Source organism: Pseudomonas halotolerans (assembly GCF_039581215.1).
Lineage (GTDB): Bacteria > Pseudomonadota > Gammaproteobacteria > Pseudomonadales > Pseudomonadaceae > Aquipseudomonas > Aquipseudomonas tehranensis.
Genome location: NZ_JBCNTJ010000012.1, coordinates 172,832 through 194,104, shown reverse-complemented (window position 1 = coordinate 194,104; position 21,273 = coordinate 172,832). Strand labels below are relative to the sequence as shown.

Annotated in this window: 16 protein-coding genes; 6 read left to right on the top strand and 10 right to left on the bottom strand. The window is 61.8% G+C overall.

The window, feature by feature from the left end; translation table 11 throughout:
• Window positions 1-111 precede the first annotated feature (111 nt).
• From AAIS01_RS17465 to AAIS01_RS17455, 3 genes are all read left to right on the top strand, one after another.
• Complete coding sequence (locus AAIS01_RS17465) at window positions 112-876, top strand: IclR family transcriptional regulator (RefSeq protein WP_092396079.1); 765 nt, start codon at window positions 112-114, stop codon at window positions 874-876.
• 29 nt (window positions 877-905) lie between these two features.
• Window positions 906-2,123 carry an amino acid deaminase gene (locus AAIS01_RS17460; RefSeq protein ID WP_343469944.1) on the top strand — a complete coding sequence of 406 codons (1,218 nt, stop codon included), beginning with the start codon at window positions 906-908 and terminating at the stop codon, window positions 2,121-2,123.
• 153 nt (window positions 2,124-2,276) lie between these two features.
• Window positions 2,277-3,200, top strand: coding sequence for a sugar kinase (locus AAIS01_RS17455; protein ID WP_186658589.1), 924 nt, complete (start codon window positions 2,277-2,279; stop codon window positions 3,198-3,200).
• 119 nt (window positions 3,201-3,319) lie between these two features.
• Here the strand turns inward: AAIS01_RS17455 and AAIS01_RS17450 are convergent, their stop codons facing one another.
• Together AAIS01_RS17450 and AAIS01_RS17445 are read right to left on the bottom strand one after the other, a co-directional pair.
• A complete protein-coding gene (locus tag AAIS01_RS17450) occupies window positions 3,320-3,595 on the bottom strand; it encodes a peptidylprolyl isomerase (RefSeq protein ID WP_123583854.1) in 276 nt (91 codons plus the stop codon).
• A 48-nt stretch (window positions 3,596-3,643) separates the two neighbouring features.
• The gene (locus tag AAIS01_RS17445; RefSeq protein ID WP_343469943.1) at window positions 3,644-6,181 is read right to left on the bottom strand and encodes a PAS domain-containing protein; all 2,538 of its coding nucleotides are present in this window, start codon (window positions 6,179-6,181) and stop codon (window positions 3,644-3,646) included.
• 134 nt (window positions 6,182-6,315) lie between these two features.
• Here AAIS01_RS17445 and AAIS01_RS17440 point away from each other — a divergent pair, with 134 nt between their 5' ends.
• The gene (locus AAIS01_RS17440) at window positions 6,316-7,434 is read left to right on the top strand and encodes a PilT/PilU family type 4a pilus ATPase (RefSeq protein WP_343469942.1); all 1,119 of its coding nucleotides are present in this window, start codon (window positions 6,316-6,318) and stop codon (window positions 7,432-7,434) included.
• A 159-nt stretch (window positions 7,435-7,593) separates the two neighbouring features.
• Here AAIS01_RS17440 and AAIS01_RS17435 read toward each other — a convergent pair whose 3' ends face one another.
• The 4 genes from AAIS01_RS17435 to AAIS01_RS17420 form a co-directional block, all read right to left on the bottom strand.
• Window positions 7,594-9,549: an acetoacetate--CoA ligase gene (locus tag AAIS01_RS17435; protein ID WP_343469941.1), complete on the bottom strand. Its 1,956-nt coding sequence runs from the start codon at window positions 9,547-9,549 to the stop codon at window positions 7,594-7,596.
• A 201-nt stretch (window positions 9,550-9,750) separates the two neighbouring features.
• Entirely contained in the window at window positions 9,751-10,524 is a 774-nt protein-coding gene (locus AAIS01_RS17430) for a 3-hydroxybutyrate dehydrogenase (RefSeq protein WP_343469940.1), read from the bottom strand.
• A gap of 7 nt (window positions 10,525-10,531) precedes the next feature.
• Window positions 10,532-11,923 (bottom strand): GntP family permease, encoded by a 1,392-nt coding sequence (locus tag AAIS01_RS17425; RefSeq protein ID WP_343469939.1) that lies wholly within the window; start codon window positions 11,921-11,923, stop codon window positions 10,532-10,534.
• A gap of 304 nt (window positions 11,924-12,227) precedes the next feature.
• Window positions 12,228-13,643, bottom strand: coding sequence for a sigma-54 interaction domain-containing protein (locus tag AAIS01_RS17420; RefSeq protein ID WP_343469938.1), 1,416 nt, complete (start codon window positions 13,641-13,643; stop codon window positions 12,228-12,230).
• Between the two features lie 231 nt (window positions 13,644-13,874).
• Between AAIS01_RS17420 and AAIS01_RS17415 the strand changes: the two genes are divergently transcribed.
• Both AAIS01_RS17415 and AAIS01_RS17410 read left to right on the top strand, forming a co-directional pair.
• On the top strand, window positions 13,875-14,090 hold the full coding sequence (locus AAIS01_RS17415) for a TIGR02450 family Trp-rich protein (protein ID WP_343469937.1): 216 nt from the start codon (window positions 13,875-13,877) through the stop codon (window positions 14,088-14,090).
• 170 nt (window positions 14,091-14,260) lie between these two features.
• A complete protein-coding gene (locus AAIS01_RS17410; protein WP_343469936.1) occupies window positions 14,261-15,595 on the top strand; it encodes a methyl-accepting chemotaxis protein in 1,335 nt (444 codons plus the stop codon).
• Window positions 15,596-15,607: 12 nt separating this feature from the next.
• On the opposite strand, the gene AAIS01_RS17405 is transcribed toward AAIS01_RS17410, so the two are convergent.
• The 4 genes from AAIS01_RS17405 to AAIS01_RS17390 are packed head-to-tail and all read right to left on the bottom strand — an operon-like array spanning window position 15,608 to window position 21,164.
• Window positions 15,608-17,182: an ABC transporter ATP-binding protein gene (locus AAIS01_RS17405; protein ID WP_343469949.1), complete on the bottom strand. Its 1,575-nt coding sequence runs from the start codon at window positions 17,180-17,182 to the stop codon at window positions 15,608-15,610.
• 33 nt (window positions 17,183-17,215) lie between these two features.
• Window positions 17,216-18,238 (bottom strand): ABC transporter permease, encoded by a 1,023-nt coding sequence (locus tag AAIS01_RS17400; protein ID WP_343469935.1) that lies wholly within the window; start codon window positions 18,236-18,238, stop codon window positions 17,216-17,218.
• A complete protein-coding gene (locus tag AAIS01_RS17395) occupies window positions 18,238-19,296 on the bottom strand; it encodes a microcin C ABC transporter permease YejB (RefSeq protein ID WP_092396105.1) in 1,059 nt (352 codons plus the stop codon). The genes AAIS01_RS17400 and AAIS01_RS17395 overlap by 1 nt, the downstream gene beginning before the upstream one ends.
• Complete coding sequence (locus AAIS01_RS17390; protein WP_343469934.1) at window positions 19,296-21,164, bottom strand: extracellular solute-binding protein; 1,869 nt, start codon at window positions 21,162-21,164, stop codon at window positions 19,296-19,298. The genes AAIS01_RS17395 and AAIS01_RS17390 overlap by 1 nt, the downstream gene beginning before the upstream one ends.
• Between the last annotated feature and the right edge of the window lie 109 nt (window positions 21,165-21,273).

The following is a 21,273-nucleotide window of genomic DNA, read 5'->3' as shown; positions in this document are numbered from 1 at the left end:
GGACTGCGCAGCAGGCCCAATAAGCGACTGCTGCGCAGCCGAGCGGGAGCAAGCTCCCTCGCCACGATGAAAATGCAAGCGTCTATGAGTGAATTACCAGGAACCGAAGACATGACCGAAGACACCATCAAGCGCCGGGCCCGAGGGTTGGACCGGGCGTTCGATATCCTCGATTTCCTCAAGGAAATCGGCCAGCCGTTGCGCCCCAATGACATCGCCAGCGGCATCGGCAGCCCCAAGTCCACGGTCTACGAACTGGTGGCGTCGCTGCTGGAGCGACGCATCCTGGAGCCGGTGGGCAAGGACGGCCATGTCTACCTGGGCCGTCAGCTGTATTTTCTCGGGCAGGCACACTTGCGGCATTTCGACCTGAGTCGCGAGGCCGATCACGCCTTGCAGGAAATTGTCAGCCAAACCCGGGAAACCGCCCAGATGTGCCTGCTCAACGGGCGCAAGTACACGGTGGCGCTGATGAAGGAGGGGGAGCGGCATTTTCGCATTTCCTCGGACATCGGCGAGAACGCGCCGATTCCCTGGACCGCATCCGGACGCCTGCTGCTGGCGCACCTGAGTGACCAGCAGATCATCGACCTGATCGACCCCGACGACTTCATCCTGCCGGACGGCGAGCGCCTGCCTCTGGAGCGGTTTCTCGCAGAGATCCGGCAGGCCGGCCTTGATGGGTTTTTCTCCTTCGACAGTGTGGCCGACACCTTTACCCACTGCTTCGCCGCGCCGGTCAAAGACGCCAATGGCGTGGCCATCGCGACCCTGTGCATCGTCGCCCCACGGGCCGACGCCAAGAACAACTATGCCGACTACCGCCGGGTGCTGATCGAAAGCGCCAACAACCTGGCCCGTCGTATCAATGAATAGACAGCCGCGGCTGTGTGAGGAGTTCGAACATGTCTTCTGCCATTCATAACGCTGGCGTGGAGAAGGGGGCCGCCCAAGCGGGTGATCACCTGCTGCAGGATATCAGCCTGCCGGCGCTGGTTTTGCATCGCCAAGCGTTGGAGCACAACATTGGCTGGATGCAAAAGTTCGTTACGGACAGCGGCGCCGAACTGGCGCCCCACGGCAAGACCAGCATGACCCCGGCGCTGTTTCGTCGCCAGCTTGAGGCCGGCGCCTGGGGACTGACCCTTGCCACGGCGGTGCAGACCCGTGCCGCTTACGCCCATGGCGTGCGCCGAGTGCTGATGGCCAACCAACTGGTGGGCACGCCAAACATGGCGCTGATCGCGGATTTGCTGACAGATCCAGCGTTCGAATTCCATTGCATGGTCGACCATCCCGACAACGTGGCTGACCTGGGGGCGTTCTTCGCCTCTCGCGGTGCGAAGTTGAACGTGATGATCGAGTACGGTGTGGTCGGTGGCCGGTGTGGCTGCCGGAGCGAGGCCGAGGTGTTGGCCCTGGCCGAGGCGATCGGGGCGCAACCGGCGCTGGCGCTGACCGGTATCGAAGGCTACGAAGGCGTGATCCATGGTGACCACGCCATCAGTGGCATCCGCGCGTTTGCCGCGTCCCTGGTGGGGCTGGCGGTGCAACTGCAGGATAACGGCGCGTTTGCCATCGACAAGCCGATCATCACCGCTTCGGGGTCCGCCTGGTACGACCTGATTGCCGAGTCCTTCGAGGCCCGCAATGCCCACGGCCGTTTCCTCAGCGTGCTGCGCCCCGGCAGTTACGTGGCCCATGACCATGGCATCTACAAAGAGGCCCAGTGCTGCGTGCTGGAACGGCGCAGCGACCTGCACGAAGGCCTGCGCCCGGCCCTGGAGGTCTGGGCCCACGTGCAATCGCTCCCCGAGCCTGGCTTTGCGGTGATCGCCTTGGGTAAACGCGACGTGGCCTTCGATGCCGGCCTGCCGGTGCCGCTCAAGCGTTACCAAGCCGGTTCCGACTCGATAGAGGGGCAGGACCTGACCGGCTGCAAGGTGACGGCGGTGATGGACCAGCATGCGTTCATGAGCGTGGCGCCGGGGGTGGCGTTGCGGGTAGGCGATATCATCTCGTTCGGTACCTCCCATCCATGCCTGACCTTCGACAAGTGGCGGGTGGCGTGTCTGGTGGATGAGCAGTTGCGGGTGGTCGAGTGCATGGAGACGTGTTTCTAGCCACGAAACCGAGTCGCGGCCTTCGCGAGCAAGCCCGCTCCCACAGTGGGGCAGTTGCGAACACAGGATGTGTGTTCACCCCATATCTTCTGTGGGAGCGGGCTTGCTCGCGAAGACGGCCTGTATGACACCACCGAAAGATCAGGATTTCCCATGAGCTACCCCAACCCAAAACCCCGCATCGCCCTGATTGGCGAGTGCATGATCGAACTGCAGCAACGCGCCGATGGCAGCCTGCAACAAAGCTTCGGCGGCGACACGCTGAACACCGCTGTGTATTTGTCCCGCGCCCTGGGCGACAAGGGGGCGGTGGATTACGTGACTGCCCTGGGTGACGACAGTTTCAGCGATGCCATGTGCCAGAGCTGGGCCGCTGAAAATATCGGCCTGGACAGGGTTCAGCGCCTGCCCGGCCGCTTGCCGGGTTTGTATTGCATCCAGACCGACGCGGCGGGCGAGCGGCGGTTTTTGTACTGGCGCAACGAGGCGGCGGTGCGTGATTGCTTCACCACCCCTGCCGCCGCACCGATCCTGGCGGCGCTGCCGGACTATGACGTGCTGTACTTCAGCGGCATCACCCTGGCGGTGCTCGGCGAGCAGGGCCGCAGCAAGCTCATCGAAACCCTGATCCAGGCCCGCCGGCGCGGGGCAGAGGTGGTGTTCGACAATAACTACCGGCCAAGGCTGTGGGCTTCGGTGGAGGCTGCCCGTGCGGCCTATCGCAGTGTATTGCCTTACGTGGAACTGGCGCTGCTGACGGTGGACGACGAACAGGCGCTGTTCGGTTATGCCGACAGCGATGAAGTGTTCGCCGCGTACGCGCAGCTAGGCACTTCGGAAGTCGTGCTCAAGCGCGGCGCCGAACCCTGTCTGATTTGTTGTGACGGTGAGTCTTTCCAGATTCCTGCGCGGCGGGTGGAGCGGGTGGTGGACACGACGGCGGCGGGAGATTCATTCAGTGCCGCATACCTGGCAAGCCGTTTGCTGGGTGGCAGCCCCGTGGAGGCCGCCGAGGCTGGGCATTTGCTGGCCAGCCGGGTCATCCAGGTGCCGGGGGCGTTGATGCCCAAAGACTGAAAGGGCCGCGAAGCACTTGTGGGAGCGGGCTTGCTCGCGAAAGCGGTGGGTCAGCTTGCATCGATGTTGAATGTATCGCCGCCTTCGCGAGCAAGCTCGCTCCCACAGGGGGCCGATCATCAGTCCCGGTAGAACACCTGCACCAGGTGATACCCGAACTTGCTCTTGATCGGCCCATGCACCACCCGCAGGGGCTTTTTGAAGATCACCGCATCGATTGCACCGACCATCTGCCCGGGCCGCACTTCACCCAGATCCCCGCCGCGTTTGCCCGAGGGGCAGGTGGAGAATTTCTTGGCCAGTACATCGAAGGCTTCGCCCTTGGCGATGCGTTGCTTGAGCTGTTCGGCTTCTTCAGCGGTTTTCACCAGAATATGGCGGGCTTGGGCTTTCATTGCAGCAGTGACCTGAACGGTGCGACGGGCCGGCGATTATGCCTCAAGTCAGGCGCCATGGTTGATCATCGTCCGAATCTTGTTCGCCAGCAGATCAAGGGTGAAGGGCTTGGCCACCATGTCCATGCCCTGCTCGAGAAAGCCCTGGCGCTCGGCGGCATTTTGCGCATAGCCGGTCATGAACAGCACTTTCAGATCGGGCCGATGCTGGCGGGCGATTTCCGCCAACTGCCGGCCATTCATGCCTGGCAGGCCGACATCGGTCACCAGCAAGTCGATGCGCTGGCTGGATTCCAGTAGCGCAAGGGCGATCTTGGCGTCCTGGGCTTCAAGGGCGGTATAGCCCAGGGTGTCCAGCAGATCGAGCACCAGCATGCGCACGGCCGGCTCGTCTTCAACCAGCAACACGGTTTCCCCGGCGATCGCCGCCGGTGCATCCAGCGCTACGGGCGTCTCCGGCTGCTGGACCGGCGCGACGTACAGCCGCGGCAGGTACAACTGCACCCGCGTGCCCTGGTCCGGCACACTGTCCAGGCTCAGGTGCCCCCCCGATTGTTGGGCAAACCCATAGATCATCGACAAGCCCAGGCCAGTGCCCTGGCCAATCGGTTTGGTGGTGAAGAACGGATCAAAGGCCTTGGCCAGCACGGCAGGGGTCATGCCGCTGCCGTTGTCGCGGACGGCAATCATCACGTAATCACCGGCCTTGACCGGTTCCAGGGCACTGAGGTCATTGCCGTCGAGGTAGACGTTGGCGGTTTCGATGGTCAACTCGCCTCCCTCGGGCATGGCGTCCCGGGCGTTGATGACCAGGTTGAGCAGGGCGTTTTCCAACTGGCTGGCATCGGTGCTGACCGGCCACAGTTCATCGGCCAACTGCAAGCGCAACACGATGTGATCGCCGGTGGTTCGGCTCAGCAGGTCTTCAAGTGAGCGCACCAGGTCATTGGCGGCCAGCGGTTTGCGGTCCAGCGACTGGCGTCGGGAAAACGCCAGGAGCCGGTGCGTCAGGGCCGCCGCGCGATTGGCCGAGGCGACCGCCGCTTCGGTAAAACGACCGACCTCGGCGGTGCGTCCGCTGGCGATGTAGCGTTGTATCAGGTCGAGGCTGCCAAGGATGCCGGTGAGCATGTTGTTGAAGTCATGGGCAATGCCGCCGGTGAGCTGGCCCACGGCCTCCATCTTCTGGGCGTGGCGCAGTGCCTCCTCGGCACGTTCGCGTTCGAACATCTCGTTTTGCAGGCGGTGGTTGGCTTCGGCCAGTTGCTGGGTGCGGGCGATGACGCGTTCTTCAAGCGTTTCGTTGAGGTTGCGCAGGGCTTCTTCGGTTTTCTTGCGCTCGGTCTCGTCGATCACAAAGATGTAGAAACCGTTCACCGCACCGTCGGCCCCATAGCGCGGCAGGTAGTTGATCAACGCCTGGCGGGGGCGGCCGTCGCGATGGTCCGACTGTACGGTGAAGCTGCACGGCTTGCCTGCCAGGGCTTCGGCGATCTGCCCGGCGCGGGCGGTGTAGGCTGCTTCGCCGAGCACTTCGCGGATGGTCTTGCCGTAAAGCTCCTGGGGTGTCAGGCCATACCAGTCCAGATAGGCGCTGTTGTTGAGGCGAAAACGTTCTTCCCGGTCCACGTAGCTGATGAGGATCGGCATGGCATTGATGATCAGCTGCAGCTCGGTCTGGCTCTGACGCAACGCCTGTTCGGTGCGCTTGCGCTCGGTCAGGTCCAGGGCCGCGCCGAGAAAGCGTTTGGGCCGGCCGTGCCGATCCTTGTAGCAACGACCGCGCACGAACACCCAGCGCAGTTCGCCGTCAGGCCGCAGGAGACGGTATTCCTCGGCGTACTCGGTGCCGTGGGTGATGCAATGCTTGATGCTGCGGGTGACCATGGCCCGGTCTTCAGGGTGCACGCCTTCAAGGTAGGCGCTGATGGGTAACTGGCGTGACAGGCTCGGATCGACGCCGTGCAGCAGTGCGAAATGCTCGTCGGCAATGAAACGGTCTTCGCTGATGTCCCAATCCCAGGTGCCGAGCGTGTCGGCGGCGGCCAGGGCCAGTTGCAGGCGTTCTTCGCTTTCCTGCTGGGCTTTGAGGCTGGCCTCTGAACGTCGCTCGAATTCCAGGGCCAGGCGTCGCCGATCACCGGTCTCGATGGCCGTGACCAGAATCCCGGCCACAGCGCCGTCTTCGTCGTGCACGGGGCTGTAGGTCAGGTCCAGCCAGACATCGCAAAGGCGTCCGGCGAAGGGTACCCGCCAATGCTGATCGCGACAGGTGTGCGTGCGCCCTTGCAACACATTGTGATAAATCGGCCCGCTCACGTCTTTGAGTTCGGGCCATGCTGAATGGGTCGGCTGACCGAACGCCTGGGGGTGTTTGTCGCCAGTCAGTCGGCTAAAGGCGTCGTTGTAGAAATGGATCAGTTGAGGCCCCCACAGCAGGGACATCGGCAGCGGCGAGTGGAGCACGATGTCCAGGGCGGTACGCAGGCTCTGGGGCCAGGTTTGGGCAGTGCCCAGCGGGCTGTTGGCCCAGTCACGTCGGGCGAACAGGCTCTGGATGTCACTGCCGGGGGGGACTGCGTTCATCACGCAAGCCCTGCAAATCGTGTCGCAGCCACGGTGTCTACTATCCTCTGAAGAAGGTAAGCGCGGGTTGGTCTGAAAGGTTTGTTCATCGGGTCAGCTTGTTTCATTGAAGTCTCGCGGAAGTCAATCAGGCCATGGAAATCGATCCCTTGTTACGCATCCTGGCGAGCCAGGATGGCTCCGACCTCTACATGTCCACCGGTGCGCCGCCGTGCGCGCGTTTCGAGGGGGTGCTCAAACCCTTGAGCAACCAGCCCTTCAAGGTGGGCGACATCGCCGGGCTCGCCGAGTCTTTGATGGACGCCGAACAGCGGCTTGAGTTCGATCGGGAACTGGAAATGAACCTGGCCATCTCCCTGGCCGGGGTCGGGCGGTTTCGCGTCAATATCTTCAAGCAGCGCAATGACGTGTCCATGGTGATCCGTAACGTCAAGCTCGATATCCCGCGGTTCGAGGACCTGAAACTGCCGAATGTGTTGCTGGACACCATCATGCAGAAACAGGGGTTGATGCTGTTCGTCGGCGCGACAGGGTCGGGCAAGTCGACCTCCCTGGCGGCACTGATCGATTACCGTAACCGCAACAGCAGCGGCCATATCATCACCATCGAAGACCCGGTGGAGTATATCCATCGACACAAGAAATCGATCATCAATCAACGGGAAGTCGGTGTCGACACCCGCAGCTTTCATGCCGCCCTGAAAAACACCTTGCGCCAGGCGCCGGACGTGGTGCTGATCGGCGAAATTCGTGATCGCGAAACCATGGAACATGCCCTGGCCTTCGCCGACACCGGGCATCTGGTGATCTCCACCCTGCATGCTCACAATGCCAATCAGGCGTTGGACCGGGTGATCAATTTCTTCCCGGAAGAACGCCGGCCGCAACTGCTCAATGATCTGGGCAACAATCTCAAGGCGTTCGTGTCGCAACGCCTGGTGCGCACTCGTGCCGGCCAGCGCCGAGCCGCGGTGGAGGTCATGCTGGGTTCGCCCACGGTGGCCGACCTGATCCGCCGCAATGAGTTTGGCGAGCTCAAGGGCATCATGGAAAAGTCAGAAGAACTGGGGATGCAAACCTTTGATCATGCCCTGTTCAACCTGGTGGTGGAGGGGGCCATCGATGAGGAGGAAGCACTGAAAAACGCTGACTCGGCGAACAACCTGCGGTTGCGGTTGAAGTTGCATGCCGAGTCGGGGCCGGCGGTGCCTCCGGCCGACCCGGCGGCGGGTGAGTGGGGGTTGATGGATTGAATGTATTGGGCACTGTGGCGAGGGGATTTATCCCCGCTGGACTGCGGAGCAGTCCCACATTCTGTCAGCTCACTCCGTCTGACACATCGAGATGTAAGGTTTTAGGGCTGCTTCGCAGCCCAGCGGGGATAAATCCCCTCGCCACAAGAGCCGCTGTGCTTAAGTGGCAAGCTCCACCCGGTCCCTAAACTGCTCCAGCGCCTCGGGGTTGGCCAGGGCATCGGTGTTTTTCACCGCCTCGCCATGCACTACGTTGCGCACCGCCAATTCCACCACCTTGCCGCTGATGGTCCGAGGGATGTCGCTGACTTCCAGGATCTTCGCCGGCACATGGCGCGGCGTGGTATTGGCGCGGATCACCTGGCGGATCTGTTGCTCCAGGGCCTCATCCAGGGTGACGCCGTCGCGCAGGCGCACAAACAGCACCACTCGCACATCACCCTGCCATTGCTGGCCGATGGCGACGCTGTCCACTACCGCCTCGACTTTTTCCACCTGCCGGTAGATTTCCGCTGTGCCGATGCGCACGCCACCGGGGTTGAGTACGGCATCGGAGCGTCCATGGATCAAAAAACCGCCGTGGGGCAGTTCCTCGGCGTAGTCCCCTTGGGCCCACACGCCGGGGAACTGGCTGAAGTAGGAGGCCCTTAGTTTTTCCTGCTGCGGATCATTCCACAGGCCAATGGGCATGGCGGGGAAGTGCCGGGTGCAGACCAGTTCGCCTTTCTCACCGATGACCGCCTGGCCGGCCTCGTTCCAGACCTGCACCGCCATGCCCAGGCCCTTGCCCTGCATCTCGCCGCGGCGAACGGCGGACAACGGATTGCCATTGACGAAGCACGACACAATGTCGGTGCCTCCGGACATCGAGGCCAGGCACACCTGGGGCTTGAAGTCGCGGTACACGTAATCGTAGCTGTGGGGCGCCAGGGCCGAGCCGGTGGACAGGATGGTTTTCAGGCTGCCTAAATCATGGGTGTGTCGCGGTTTCAAACCCTGGTTTTCCAGGGCCGCCAGGTATTTGGGGCTGGTGCCGAATACGCTGATGCGTTGCTGGTCGATCAGGTCCAGCAGGCGCTCGGGGCCAGGGTGAAAGGGCGAGCCGTCATAGAGCACCACCGCACTGCCCACGGCGAGGGCCGACACCAGCCAGTTCCACATCATCCAGCCACACGTGGTGTAGTAGAACAGCCGATCTTCCGGGCCAAGGTCCACGTGCAGGCCATGTTCCTTGAGGTGTTGCAGCAACACCCCGCCGGTGCTGTGGACGATGCACTTCGGCACGCCGGTGGTGCCACTGGAATAGAGGATGTACAACGGATGATCGAACGGCACGTCGACGAACGCCGGTTCGCCGCCGCAGCGGTAGAAGTCGCTCCACAACGCGACGCTGGCCGGTGTCTTGAAGTCTTCGACGCGGGCGTTAGGGCATGCGTAGGGCAGGATGATCAGTTGCTGCAGTGAAGGCAGGCGTTCAAGGATTTCGTTGACCTTGGCGCGCTGGTCGATGACCTTGCCGGCGTAACGGTAACCGGCGCAGGTGATCAGCACCTTGGGCTCGATCTGGCCGAACCGGTCGATGACGCCTTGGGTGCCGAAGTCAGGCGAGGAGCACGACCAGATCGCCCCCAGGCTGGTGGTGGCGAGCATGCCCACCAGCGTCTGCCAGGTGTTGGGCATGCACGCCGCGACCCGGTCGCCCTTGCTCACCCCCGCCGCTTGCAGGCTTTTTTGCAGGCCGGCGACATGGGCGGCGAGTTCGGCCCAAGTCAGTTGTTCCTGATCGCCGTGCTCATCGATCGCCACCACAGCCACGGCGTCATCACGGCGGCGCAGCAGGTGTTCGGCAAAGTTCAAGGTTGCGCCCGGGAACCACTGGGCACTGGGCATGTGCTCACCTTCCACCAGCACCCCGCGGGGCGCCTGGTGAAAACGGATCTGGAAGAAGTCGACGATGGCCTGCCAGAAGGCTTCACGCTGGTCGATGCTCCAGGCGTGCAGGGCGGGATAATCGCTCAGTTGCTGTTGATGCCGTTCGTTGATGAACCGGCGGAAGGCGTCCATGCGTGACTGGGCGATGCGATCGGGGGTGGGTTGCCAGAGGATGTCGGACATGGGGTGCCTCTTGTTTTTATGTACAAATAAACTATAGAACGACCCAATCTTGTGGCATGGGGATTTATCCGTGGGAGCAAGGCTTGCCCGCGATGGCCGCGCCGAGGTTTAACAGCTAAACCGAGTTTTCGTTCATCGCGGGCAAGCCTTGCTCCCACAAGTCGGGGATAAATCCCCTCGCCACAAGGGATCGCAAAAAATTCACTGAGCCAACCACCCACCATCAATATTCCACGCCGCGCCGCGTACCTGGCTGCCGGCTTCGCTGCACAGAAACAGCACCAGTTCCCCCAGTTGCGGCGGGGTGACGAACTCCAGGGAAGGCTGCTTCTCGGCCAGCAGGTCATGCTGCGCCTGTTGCGGATCGACGCCCGTGGCAATGCGGTCGTCGATCTGTTTCTGCACCAGCGGTGTCAGCACCCAGCCAGGGCAGATGGCGTTGCACGTCACGTTACTGGTGGCGGTTTCCAGACCGACCACTTTGGTCAGGCCAATCACTCCGTGTTTGGCCGCGACATAGGCCGCCTTGCCCACCGAGCCGACCTGGCCATGCACCGAGGCGATGTTGATGATCCGCCCCCAGCCCTTGGCACGCATGCCCGGCAGGCTCAAGCGCGTGGCATGGAACACCGAGGACAGGTTGATGGCGATGATCGAGTCCCAGCGCTCCACCGGAAAATCCTCCACGGCGGCCACGTGCTGGATACCCGCGTTGTTCACCAGGATGTCTACGCCGCCGAACTCCCGCTCGGCGTAGGCGAGCATGTCGGCGATCTGCGCCGGGTCACTGACATCCGCCGGATGGTGGCCGACCTTGCCACCGAACTGTTTGACTTCATTGATCACCGCCGAGGCATCGCCAAATCCGTTGAGGATCAGGTCAGCCCCGGCCTTGGCCAGGCTCAGGGCAATGCCCAAGCCGATACCGCTGGTAGAACCGGTGACCAAGGCGGTTTTGCCGGAAAGAGTTGTCATAAGAACCTCACACAATGCCAGTGGCGTAGAACACACCGATCACCACGAAAACCGCGAGGGTTTTGATCAGCGTAATACCGAAAATGTCTTTGTAAGCTTCACGGTGGGTCAGGCCGGTCACCGCCAGCAGGGTGATCACCGCGCCATTGTGGGGCAGGGTGTCCATGCCACCGCTGGCCATGGACGCGACGCGGTGCAGCACTTCCAGGGGAATGTTGGCGGCGTTGGCGGCACTGATGAACGTTTCGGACATCGCTGCCAGGGCGATGCTCATGCCGCCCGAAGCAGAACCGGTGATGCCTGCCAGCAGGGTCACGGTCACGGCTTCATTGACCAGCGGATTGGGGATGTTCTTGAGCCAGTCGGCCAGCACCAGAAAACCCGGCAAGGAGGCGATGACCGCGCCAAAACCATATTCAGACGCGGTGTTCATCGCCGCCAGCAACGCGCCGCCCACCGCGCTCTTGCTGCCTTCGGCCAGTTTGCTGCGAATGGTGCTAAAGGCAAACAGCAACACCAGAAGGATGCCCACCAGCAACGCGGCTTGCACGGCCCAGATCGCCGTGAGCTTGGCAATATCGCTGGTCACTGGCGTGGTCATACCCGGCAACGCCAGGCTGTGGGTCTTGCCATACCACTGGGGAATCCACTGGGTGAACAGCAGGTTCATGATCCCGACCGCCAGCAGCGGTGAAATGGCGAGCCAGGGATTGGGCAGCTTGATGTCTTCGGCCGTTTCCGGCTCGTTGCGCAGCTCGGTGCCGTAGCCTTCGCCTGCGCGCTGGGCCTTGTTGCGCTGGCGTTGCAGGAACAACATGCCGAAGCTGAACACGAAGATCGTGCCGATCACACCCAGCCAAGGGGCGGCCCAGGCGGTGGTGTTGAAGAAGGTGCTGGGGATGATGTTCTGGATCTGCGGCGTGCCGGGCAGGGCGTCCATGGTGAACGAGAACGCGCCAAGGGCAATGGTGGCCGGGATCAGCCGCTTGGGAATATTGCTCTGGCGGAACATCTCGGCGGCAAACGGATACACCGCGAACACCACGACGAACAGCGACACGCCGCCATAGGTCAGCAGGGCACAGACCAGCACGATCACCAACATGGCTTGGCGCGTACCCAGCAGGCGAATCGCCGCCGCAACGATAGAGCGGGAGAAGCCCGACAGCTCGATCAGCTTGCCGAACACCGCGCCGAGCAGGAACACCGGGAAATACAGTTTGATGAAGCCGACCATCTTCTCCATGAACACCCCGGTGAAGGCAGGCGCGACGGCGGAAGGATCAGTGAGCAGGACGGCGCCGAGGGCGGCGATGGGGGCAAAAAGGATAACGCTATAGCCACGGTAGGCGGCCACCATCAGCAGCGTGAGGGCTGCCAAGGCAATGATCACACTCATGGTGTGTCTCCTGGATTGTTATTTTTGTGGTGAAACGGTGGGAGGGGCTTTAGCGAGTTTTGTGCCAGGTGTGTAAATAATTGAAATGTAAGGGGATTATTGATTTCGATGGGGGTGGCGCGAGGGTTTTGTCTCTATTTTGAGATTTTCAGGGGCTGTGCTGGCCTCATCGCGAGCAGGCTCGCTCCCACAGGTCGACCGTGCTCGTCGGGAAAGTGCGGTCCACTGTGGGAGCGAGCCTGTTCGCGATGAGCGCGAAGCGCTCAAAAAAAGAGATCGTCCAGAAAAAGAGACTAGAGTCTCTTTATTGAGACTCTGCAATCCCCAGCGCCACCATCTTCTTGTACAAGGTGGATCTTCCCAGCCCCAATCGCTCGGCCGCTTCGACCACCTTGCCGTCGCACTGCGCCAGGGTGGTTTCAATCAAATGGCGGTCGAATCGTGCCCGGGCCTGGCTGAAGGTTTCTTGCGGCAGTGGTGCCTGATCTGGATTCAACGTACGGGTGACCGGTGTGAACGTCCCAATGGCCGCTCGAATATCGGCGGCAGTGAGCAGCAGGTCGTCACTGAGCAGCGCGGTTCGTTCCAGCACATTGCGCAGCTCCCGGATGTTGCCCGGCCAGGCGTGCTGCGCCAGCAGCTCGAGTGCGTCGCGGTTCAGTTCGTGCTGGCTGCGCAGTTCTTCGAGGATCGCCTCGCTCAGGGCCGGCAAATCATCCAGGCGTTCGCGCAGCGGCGGGACCTGGATCGGCAACACGTTGAGGCGGTAATACAGGTCGGCGCGAAACTCTCCGCGTTTGATCGCCGCTTCCAGATCCATGGACGTGGCAGCGATGATCCGCACGTCGCTTTGCAGTACCTCGTTGGAGCCCACCGGTTCGTATTCTTTTTCCTGCAAGACCCGCAGCAGTTTGCTTTGCAGCGGCAGCGGCATGTCGCCAATTTCATCGAGGAACAGTGTGCCGCCCTGGGCGATCTGCAGTTTGCCAGCGCGGCCTTTGCGGTCGGCGCCGGTGAAGGCGCCCGGGGCGGTGCCGAAGAACTCGGCTTCCAGCAGGGCCTCCGGGATTGCTGCGCTGTTGATGCTGACGAAGGCCTTGTGCGCCCTCGGCGAAGCACCGTGGATCGCTTGGGCCAGCAGCTCCTTGCCGGTCCCGGTTTCGCCGAGCAGCAGCACCGGTGAATCGGCGCTGGCGCTGCGCCGGGCACGACGCTTGACCTCCAGGCTGGCGCGACTGGTGCCGATGAAATGGGCGAAGTTGTAGCGGGTCTGCCGTGCCCGCAACAGCGAGCGGGTGGAGGCTAGTTCTTCCTGCATGCTCAGGTAGCGCTTGAGCATCGGCGACAGGCTGCGCAGTTCATCGAACAAGGCAAAGCCGATGGCGCCGATCACCGCGCCCGCGCTGTCGTGGATCGGCAGGCGCATCACCACCAGCGGTTCTTTGGGCGTGTCCTGCATGTCCAGCAGAATAGGCCGGCCCGTGCGCACCACCTCGCGCAGCAGGCTGCCGGGGATCACGCTCTCGCACGCTCGGCCGATGGCTTCTTGTGCCGAGTTCAGGCCGAAGCGCCGGGCATAACGTTCGTTCATCCAGACGATGTTCGCGTCACGGTCGACAATCACCGTACCTTCGCTGGACTGTTCGATGATCTCGAACAGCGAACGGATCGCCAGCGTGCGCACGCGCTTGTAATCCTTGAGGTTTTCGGTGGGGTTCATCGGGCATTTCCAGAAGGTGGGATTTGCCGGCATCCTCCGATCAAAGGGGTTGCCAAGGAGCGGCATTATGCCGGGAGGGGCTGCCCCGGCAATACTCCGCCCGCATTCTTTGCCATGGCGTGTCGCGCGTCGAGGGCAAACCCTGCGCCTCGGCTGATCTGCTCAGTAGTGGGCAGTCTGATAAAGTTGTACAGTTGTTTTATGTTTGTACATTTTTATGGGCGCATTTTTATGAATAAAATCAACCCTCACAAGCTCAAGCTCTCCAAATGGACGGCCTGCGAGCCCACCGATCGGGAAAAGCATTTTCTCGTTACCCAACTGCTCTGTGATGAGCAGGGAACGCCTGTTCAGGTTGAGCTTGAGGCTGTGTATAGCGGTCGTGTTGCGCTGCTCGACTGGCGTGAACTACGCGATAGCAAGCATTGGAAAATGGGCTGGTGCTGATTGGCTTGGGTGGTGTCATAGAGATCGGAATGGTTGTTGATAGTTATACATAATAAAAAAATTGTACAAGTATTCCCGGGATAGTGGCTTAATGGCGGCTATCTAGCGATGGGCATCTCTGCCTTCGTGTTGTGACGGCCACGCATTCAACGCCACCGGGAGCGCCACCCATGTTCATTCGTACTCGCAAGCATCAGGACGCCTTGAACGAAACCCAGGCCAGACAGGCCATTCTTGAAGCCGAACGGACGGCTTTGCATCAAGCCATGGCGATCATCGAGTTTACCCCGACGGGTGAGGTACTCGAGGTCAGCCCGGCTTTTTTGCACATGATGGGGTATTCACGCAGCGAAACCCTCGGTCAGCATTATTCGATGTTTTGTGAGCCTGCCTATTCACGCAGTGCCGAATGCTCAGCGTTATGGCAGCAACTGGGGCAGGGCTGCCCTGGCGACGGTCAGTTTCTGCATTTGCGGCGTGATGGAAGCTGGCTGTGGGTGCAAGCGAGCTGTGTCCCCGTGCTGGATCAACATGCAAGGGTGCAGCGCATCATCATGTTTGTTCGCGATGTCAACGAGCGGGTGTTGCGCGCCCAGGCCGAAACCAGCTTCATGCAAGCGATCGACCGCTCCATGGCGGTTATCGAATTTGATCTGAGTGGTCAGGTCGTCAATGCCAATGGCAATTTCATGAGCGTCATGGGGTACCGCCTGCAAGAGATTCGGGGCCAGCACCACCGGATTTTCTGCAAGCCCAGCGAGGTCCAGAGCGAAGCCTATCGTGGCTTCTGGGCCGGGCTCAATCGCGGAGAGTACAAGAGCGGCCTTTTCGAACGCGTCGACAATCGAGGCGCGACTGTCTGGCTGCAGGCGACCTACAATCCTCTCTACGATGCCCAGGGGCGTTTGTATGGAGTGGTCAAATTCGCCACCGACAGCACTCGCGACGTCGAGCAGCGCCAAAGCGAATCAAGAGCGGCCGGACTTGCTTTCGAAACGTCCCGGCAGACCGATGAGCAAACCCGGCTGGGCACGTGTGTGGTTCAGCAAACCGTCACGGTGGTGCAAAGCATCGCTGATGAACTTCTGCAGGTGTCTGCCGGGATAGGCGCCTTGAGTGCGCAGTCCGAGGAAATCGGCAGCATCGTCGACGCCATCCGCGGCATCGCCGAACAGACCAATCTGCTAGCCCTCAATGCCGCCATCGAAGCGGCTCGCGCTGGGGAGCAGGGGCGCGGCTTCGCGGTGGTGGCCGATGAGGTGCGCAATCTGGCGCGACGGACAAGCCAGTCAACCGTGGCCATCACTCAGGTCGTCGCCAAGAACCGCGAATTGGCCAGGCAAGCGGTGAGCAGCATGCAATCGAGCACGCTCAAGGCAGAGCAGGGCGTGAAACTGGCGAACCAGGCGGGCACTGTCATTCTGGATATTCATCGAGGCGCGCAGCAGGTTGTGGAAGTGATGGGTGAATTCGCTCAAGCGCTGGATCAACGACGTGGCGCCTGAGCGAATCAGGGTTCACTGCACAAATGCCGCCGCCAACAGCTCCTTGGTATAGGGGTGTTGAGGCGAGTCGAATACGTCACGGCAGGCGCCGCGCTCCACCACCTTACCGTCCTTGATCACGATCATGTCATGGGCCAGGGCGCGAACCACGGCCAGGTCATGGCTGATGAACAGATAGGTCAGGTCGTACTTTTCCTGGAGATGACGGAGCAGGGTGACCACTTGCTTCTGCACGGTGCGGTCCAGGGCTGAGGTCGGTTCGTCCAGCAGGATCAGGGCCGGCTTGAGCACCAGCGCACGGGCGATGGCGATGCGCTGGCGCTGACCGCCGGAGAATTCGTGGGGGTAGCGATGGCGGCTCTGGGGGTCGAGGCCGACTTCCTTGAGGGCCTTGATCACTTGTGCTTCGCATTGCTCGGAGCTGGACGAGTTGTGGATCTCAAGGCCTTCGCTGATGATCTGCTGCACCGACATCCGTGGGCTGAGGCTGCCGAACGGGTCCTGGAACACGACCTGCATTTGCTTGCGCCACGGTCGCAGGTCTTTCTGCGACAGCTGATCGAGGGCTTGTCCCTGGAAGCGGATGCTGCCTTCGGATTCGATCAGCCGCAGGATCGCCTGGCCGAGAGTCGACTTGCCGGAGCCGGATTCGCCGACGATACCCAGGGTCTTGCCGCGCTGAACGTCCAGGCTGATACCGTCCACGGCGCGCAAGTATTCCTTGCGCTGGAACAGCCCGCCACCCAGGGCGAAGCTCACCCGCAGATCCTGCACTTGCAACACCTCCTCGCGTTCGTCTCGAGGTAGCGCTTCACCTTCCGGCTCGGCGCGTAACAGCTCGCAGCTGTAGGGGTGTTTCGGTGCGCTGAAGAGGGCTTCGCAGGGCGCCTGTTCGACAATTTCCCCGGCCTTCATCACACACACCCGTTGCGCGATGCTGCGCACCAGGTTCAGGTCGTGGCTGATCAGCAGCAGTGACATGCCGAGTCGTTGCTGCAAGGACTTGAGCAGCAGCAGAATCTTGCGTTGCACCGTCACGTCGAGCGCGGTGGTCGGTTCGTCGGCAATCAACAGTTCCGGTTCGCAGGCCAGGGCCATGGCAATCATCACCCGCTGTCGTTGGCCGCCGGAGAGTTGATGCGGGTAGGCCTTGAGGCGTTCGGTGGGTTTCTGAATGCCCACCAGGGCCAGCAACTCCAGAATGCGCTGGCGCGCCGCCTTGCCGCCCAGGCCCTTGTGCAGCATGAGGGTTTCGCCGATCTGCTTTTCGACGCTGTGCAGCGGGTTCAGCGAGGTCATGGGCTCCTGAAAGATCATCGCGATCCGGTCCCCTCGCAGTTCGCGCAGGACCCTGGCCTCGGCGCCCACCAGTTCCTGGCCGCGATAGCGGATGCTGCCGGTGGTGCGGCTGCCGGTTTGCGGCAGTAGCTGCAGGATCGAATGGGCTGTCACCGACTTGCCGCAGCCTGACTCGCCCACCAGGGCCAGGCATTCGCCGGGGCGGATGTCCAGGCACAGGTTGCGCACCACGGTTTGGTCGTTGAAGGCCACGCTCAGGTCGCGGATTTCGATCAGGTTGTCGCTCATCTCAGGGTACCGCTTCATGGCCGTGGATCAGGATCAGGATCGAGGGTCGAACGCATCGCGCAACGCCTCGCCAATAAACACCAGCAGAGAAAGAATCAGCGCCAGGGTGAAGAATGCCGTCAGGCCCAGCCACGGCGCTTGCAGGTTCTGCTTGCCCTGGCCGATCAGTTCGCCCAGCGACGCGCTGCCTGCCGGCATGCCGAAGCCGAGGAAGTCCAGGGCGGTGAGGGTGGAAATCGCCCCGGTGAGGATGAACGGCAGATAACTCAGGGTGGCGTTCATCGCGTTGGGCAGGATATGCCGCACGATCACCTTGCGGTCGGACAGACCCAGGGCTCTGGCGGCCTTGACGTATTCAAGGTTGCGCCCGCGCAGGAACTCGGCGCGCACCACGTCCACCAGGGCCAGCCAGGAAAACAGCGCCATGATTCCCAGCAGCCACCAGAAATTCGGCTCGACGAAGCCGGACAGAATAATCAGCAGATAAAGCACCGGCAGCCCGGACCAGACCTCCAGCAGGCGTTGCCCCAGCAGGTCCACCCAGCCGCCGTAGTAACCCTGCAACGCACCGGCGGTGATGCCGATCAGCGCGCTGATGGCCGTCAGGGCCAGGGCGAACAGGATCGACACCCGGGCCCCGAATATGACCCGGGCCAGCACGTCCCGGGCCTGGTCGTCGGTGCCCATCCAGTTCACTGGGGAGGGCGGGCTGGGGGTTGGCTGGTTCAGGTCGTAGTTGGGTGTGTCGTCGCTGAACGGGATCGGCGGAAACAGCAGCCAGCCGCCGTCCTTGTGGATCAGATCCTGCACGTAGCTGCTGCGGTAATCGGCCTGGAACGGCAACTGCCCACCGAATTCCTGTTCGGTGTAGCGCTTGAATACCGGGAAATACAGCGACCCCTGGTAACTCACCATCAGCGGCCTGTCATTGGCGATCAATTCGCCGCCCAGGGTCAGCATGAACAGGCCGATGAACAGCCACAGCGACCACCAACCCCGGCGATTCTTCTTGAAACGCTCAAAACGCCGACGGCCCAAAGGAGAAAGCTTGAACATCAGGCGTTCCTCGCGGCGAAGTCGATACGCGGGTCCACCAGGGTGTAGCACAGGTCGCCGATGAGTTTGATCAGCAAGCCGAACAGCGTGAAGATGAACAGTGAGCCGAACACCACCGGATAGTCACGGGACACTGCGGCCTCGTAACTCATGCGTCCCAGGCCATCGAGGGAAAAGATCACCTCAATCAGCAAGGAACCGGCGAAAAACACGCTGATGAACGCCTGGGGAATCCCCGACACCACCAGCAGCATCGCGTTGCGGAACACGTGGCCATACAGCACCCGTCGTTCGCTCATGCCCTTGGCTCGCGCGGTGACCACGTATTGGCGGGTGATTTCATTGAGGAACGAGTTCTTGGTCAGGATCGTCAAGGTGGCGAAGCCGCCGATCACCAGCGAGGTGACCGGCAGTACCAGGTGCCAGAAATAATCGGTGATCTTGCCCAGTGTCGACAGCGACTCGAAGTTGTCCGACACCAGCCCGCGCACCGGAAACCAGTTCAGCGACGTGCCGCCGGCAAACATCACGATCAGGAACATGGCGAACAGAAATGCCGGCATGGCATAGCCGATGATGATCGCTGTGCTGCTCCATACATCAAAGGCCGAACCATGGCGCACGGCCTTGCGGATGCCCAGGGGGATCGACACCAGATAGGTGATCAGCGTGGCCCAGAGCCCGAGGGAAATGGTCACCGGCAGCTTTTCCAGGATCAGGTCGGTCACGGTGGCGCCGCGAAAGAAGCTCTTGCCGAAGTCCAGTCGGGCGTAGTTGCTGAGCATCAACCACAAACGCTCGTGGGCCGGTTTGTCGAAGCCGTATTGTTTTTCGATGTCCTTGATCAGCTGTGGGTCGAGGCCGCGACTGGCTCGCGAACTGCCGGTCATGGCATTGCCCGAACTGCCGACGCTGGCGCCGCCGATGCCTTGCAACTGGGCGATGGCCTGTTCCACCGGCCCGCCCGGAGCAGCCTGGACGATGACGAAGTTCACCAGCAGGATGATCACCAGCGTGGGGATGATCAGCAGCAAGCGCCGCGCGATATAGGCCCACATCAATGCCGCCCTCCAGGGGCGCCGCGCTTGAGGCGTTCGGCGGCCATCTGCTCGTTGGTCAGCGGCGTGGTGCTCATTTCCCACCAGCTCTCGATGGCTTCGTCATTGCTGGCCTGCACTTTGGGTCGACCAAAACGGTTCCACCAGACGGTGGAGCTGCCCGGCGGGTAATAGTTGGGGATCCAGTAGTAATTCCATTGCAGCACGCGGTCCAGGGCGTGGGCATGGCGGAGCATGTCGCCCTGGGTGGTGGCTTTGACCAGGCCGTCGATCAGGCTGTCGACCGCAGGATTTTGCAGGGCCATGTAATTGTTCGCGCCCGGATCGTTGGCCGCCGCCGAGCCGAAGTAGTTGTAGAGCTCCATGCCCGGCGAGGTGCTGACGGGGTAGCCGGTGATGATCATGTCGTAGTCGCGACTCATCAGGCGGTTGACGTATTGGGAGGCGTCGATGCGCCGGATGTTCATGTCGATTCCGATCTGTTTTAGCGTGCGCTTGTAGGGCAGCAACAGCCGTTCGAGGCCGTTCTGACTGATCAGGAAGGTGAAACTCAGCGGTTCACCGTCGGCATTCACCAGGCGGTCGCCATCGGGTTTCCAGCCGGCCTGTTGCAGCAGTGCCAGGGCTTGCAGTTGTTTGTCGCGGATCACGCCGCTGCCGTCGGTTTTCGGCGCGTGGAATACCCGGGTGAAGACTTCCTCGGGTACTTTCCCTCGCAACGGTTCGAGAATCGCCAGCTCATCGGCATCGGGCAGTTGCCGGGCGGCGAGGTCGGTGTTGGAGAAAAAGCTCTGCTGGCGCACATAGAGGTTGCGCATCATCTGGCGGTTGCTCCACTCGAAATCCCAGAGCATGGCCAGGGCCTGGCGGACACGCCGATCCTGGAACTGCGGTTTTTGCAGGTTGAACACAAAGCCCTGGGCCGTCTGGGGCGCCTCGGTGGCCAGGTGGGCCTTTTGCAGGCGACCATCATGCAGGGCCGGACTGTCATAGCCAATGGAATAGCCAGTGGCGGAGAACTCGCGATTGTAGTCGTAGGCGCCGCCACGCAAGACCTGCCGCGCCACATCGGTATCACCGAAATACTCGATGCTGAAATGGTCGAAATTGTAGAGCCCGCGACTGACCGGCAGATCCTTGCCCCACCAGTTGGGGTTGCGCTCGAAGGTGATGCTGCGTCCCGAGTCGATCCGGCCCACCCGATAGGGGCCACTGCCCAGTGGTGCTTCGTAGCCACCTCCACTGGCAAAGTCGCGGGTTTTCCACCAGTGCTCGGGAAAGACCGGCAGTGTGGCGATGTCCAGGGGCAGGGTGCGGCTTTCATTGTTCTTGAAGTCGAAGCGAACGGTGCGCTTGGATTCCACTTCGACGCCTTTGACGGCGGCGAACTGGGTGCGATACCGCAGGCTGCCCTGGGTCATCAACAGCTCGAAGCTGTAGCGCACGTCCTCGGCGGTGATGGGCTTGCCATCGGCAAACCGGGCCTTGGGATTGAGGTAGAAGCGCAAGGACAGGCCATCGTCGGCGCGTTCCATCTTCTGCGCCACCAGGCCATAGACGGTGTAGGGTTCGTCCAGCGAGCGCTGAGCCAGCGGCGAATACAGCATTCCGTCGATCTGGCTGACGCCGATGCCTTTGTCGATGTAGGGCAGGACGTGGTCGAAATGGCCGATCTCGATGGCCGAGCGGCGCATAGTGCCGCCTTTGGGGGCCTGGGGATTGGCATAGGCGAAGTGGCTGAAGCCTGGGGGGTACTTGGCCGGTTCGCCATACACCGTCAGGGCATGTTGCGGTGTGGCATCCACACCGGCGGCACCTGTCAGCAGGACCACGGCAGTGAACAGCAGTGAAGGGAACGCCAGTCGCATTGTCAGCCTTAAAGCCGGGTGATAGATGACCACGATTTGTACGCGAGCTACGCCTTGATCGCTAGCCCCTTGGTCTGACACAAACACAACGGCCCACCGAAGGGCGGGC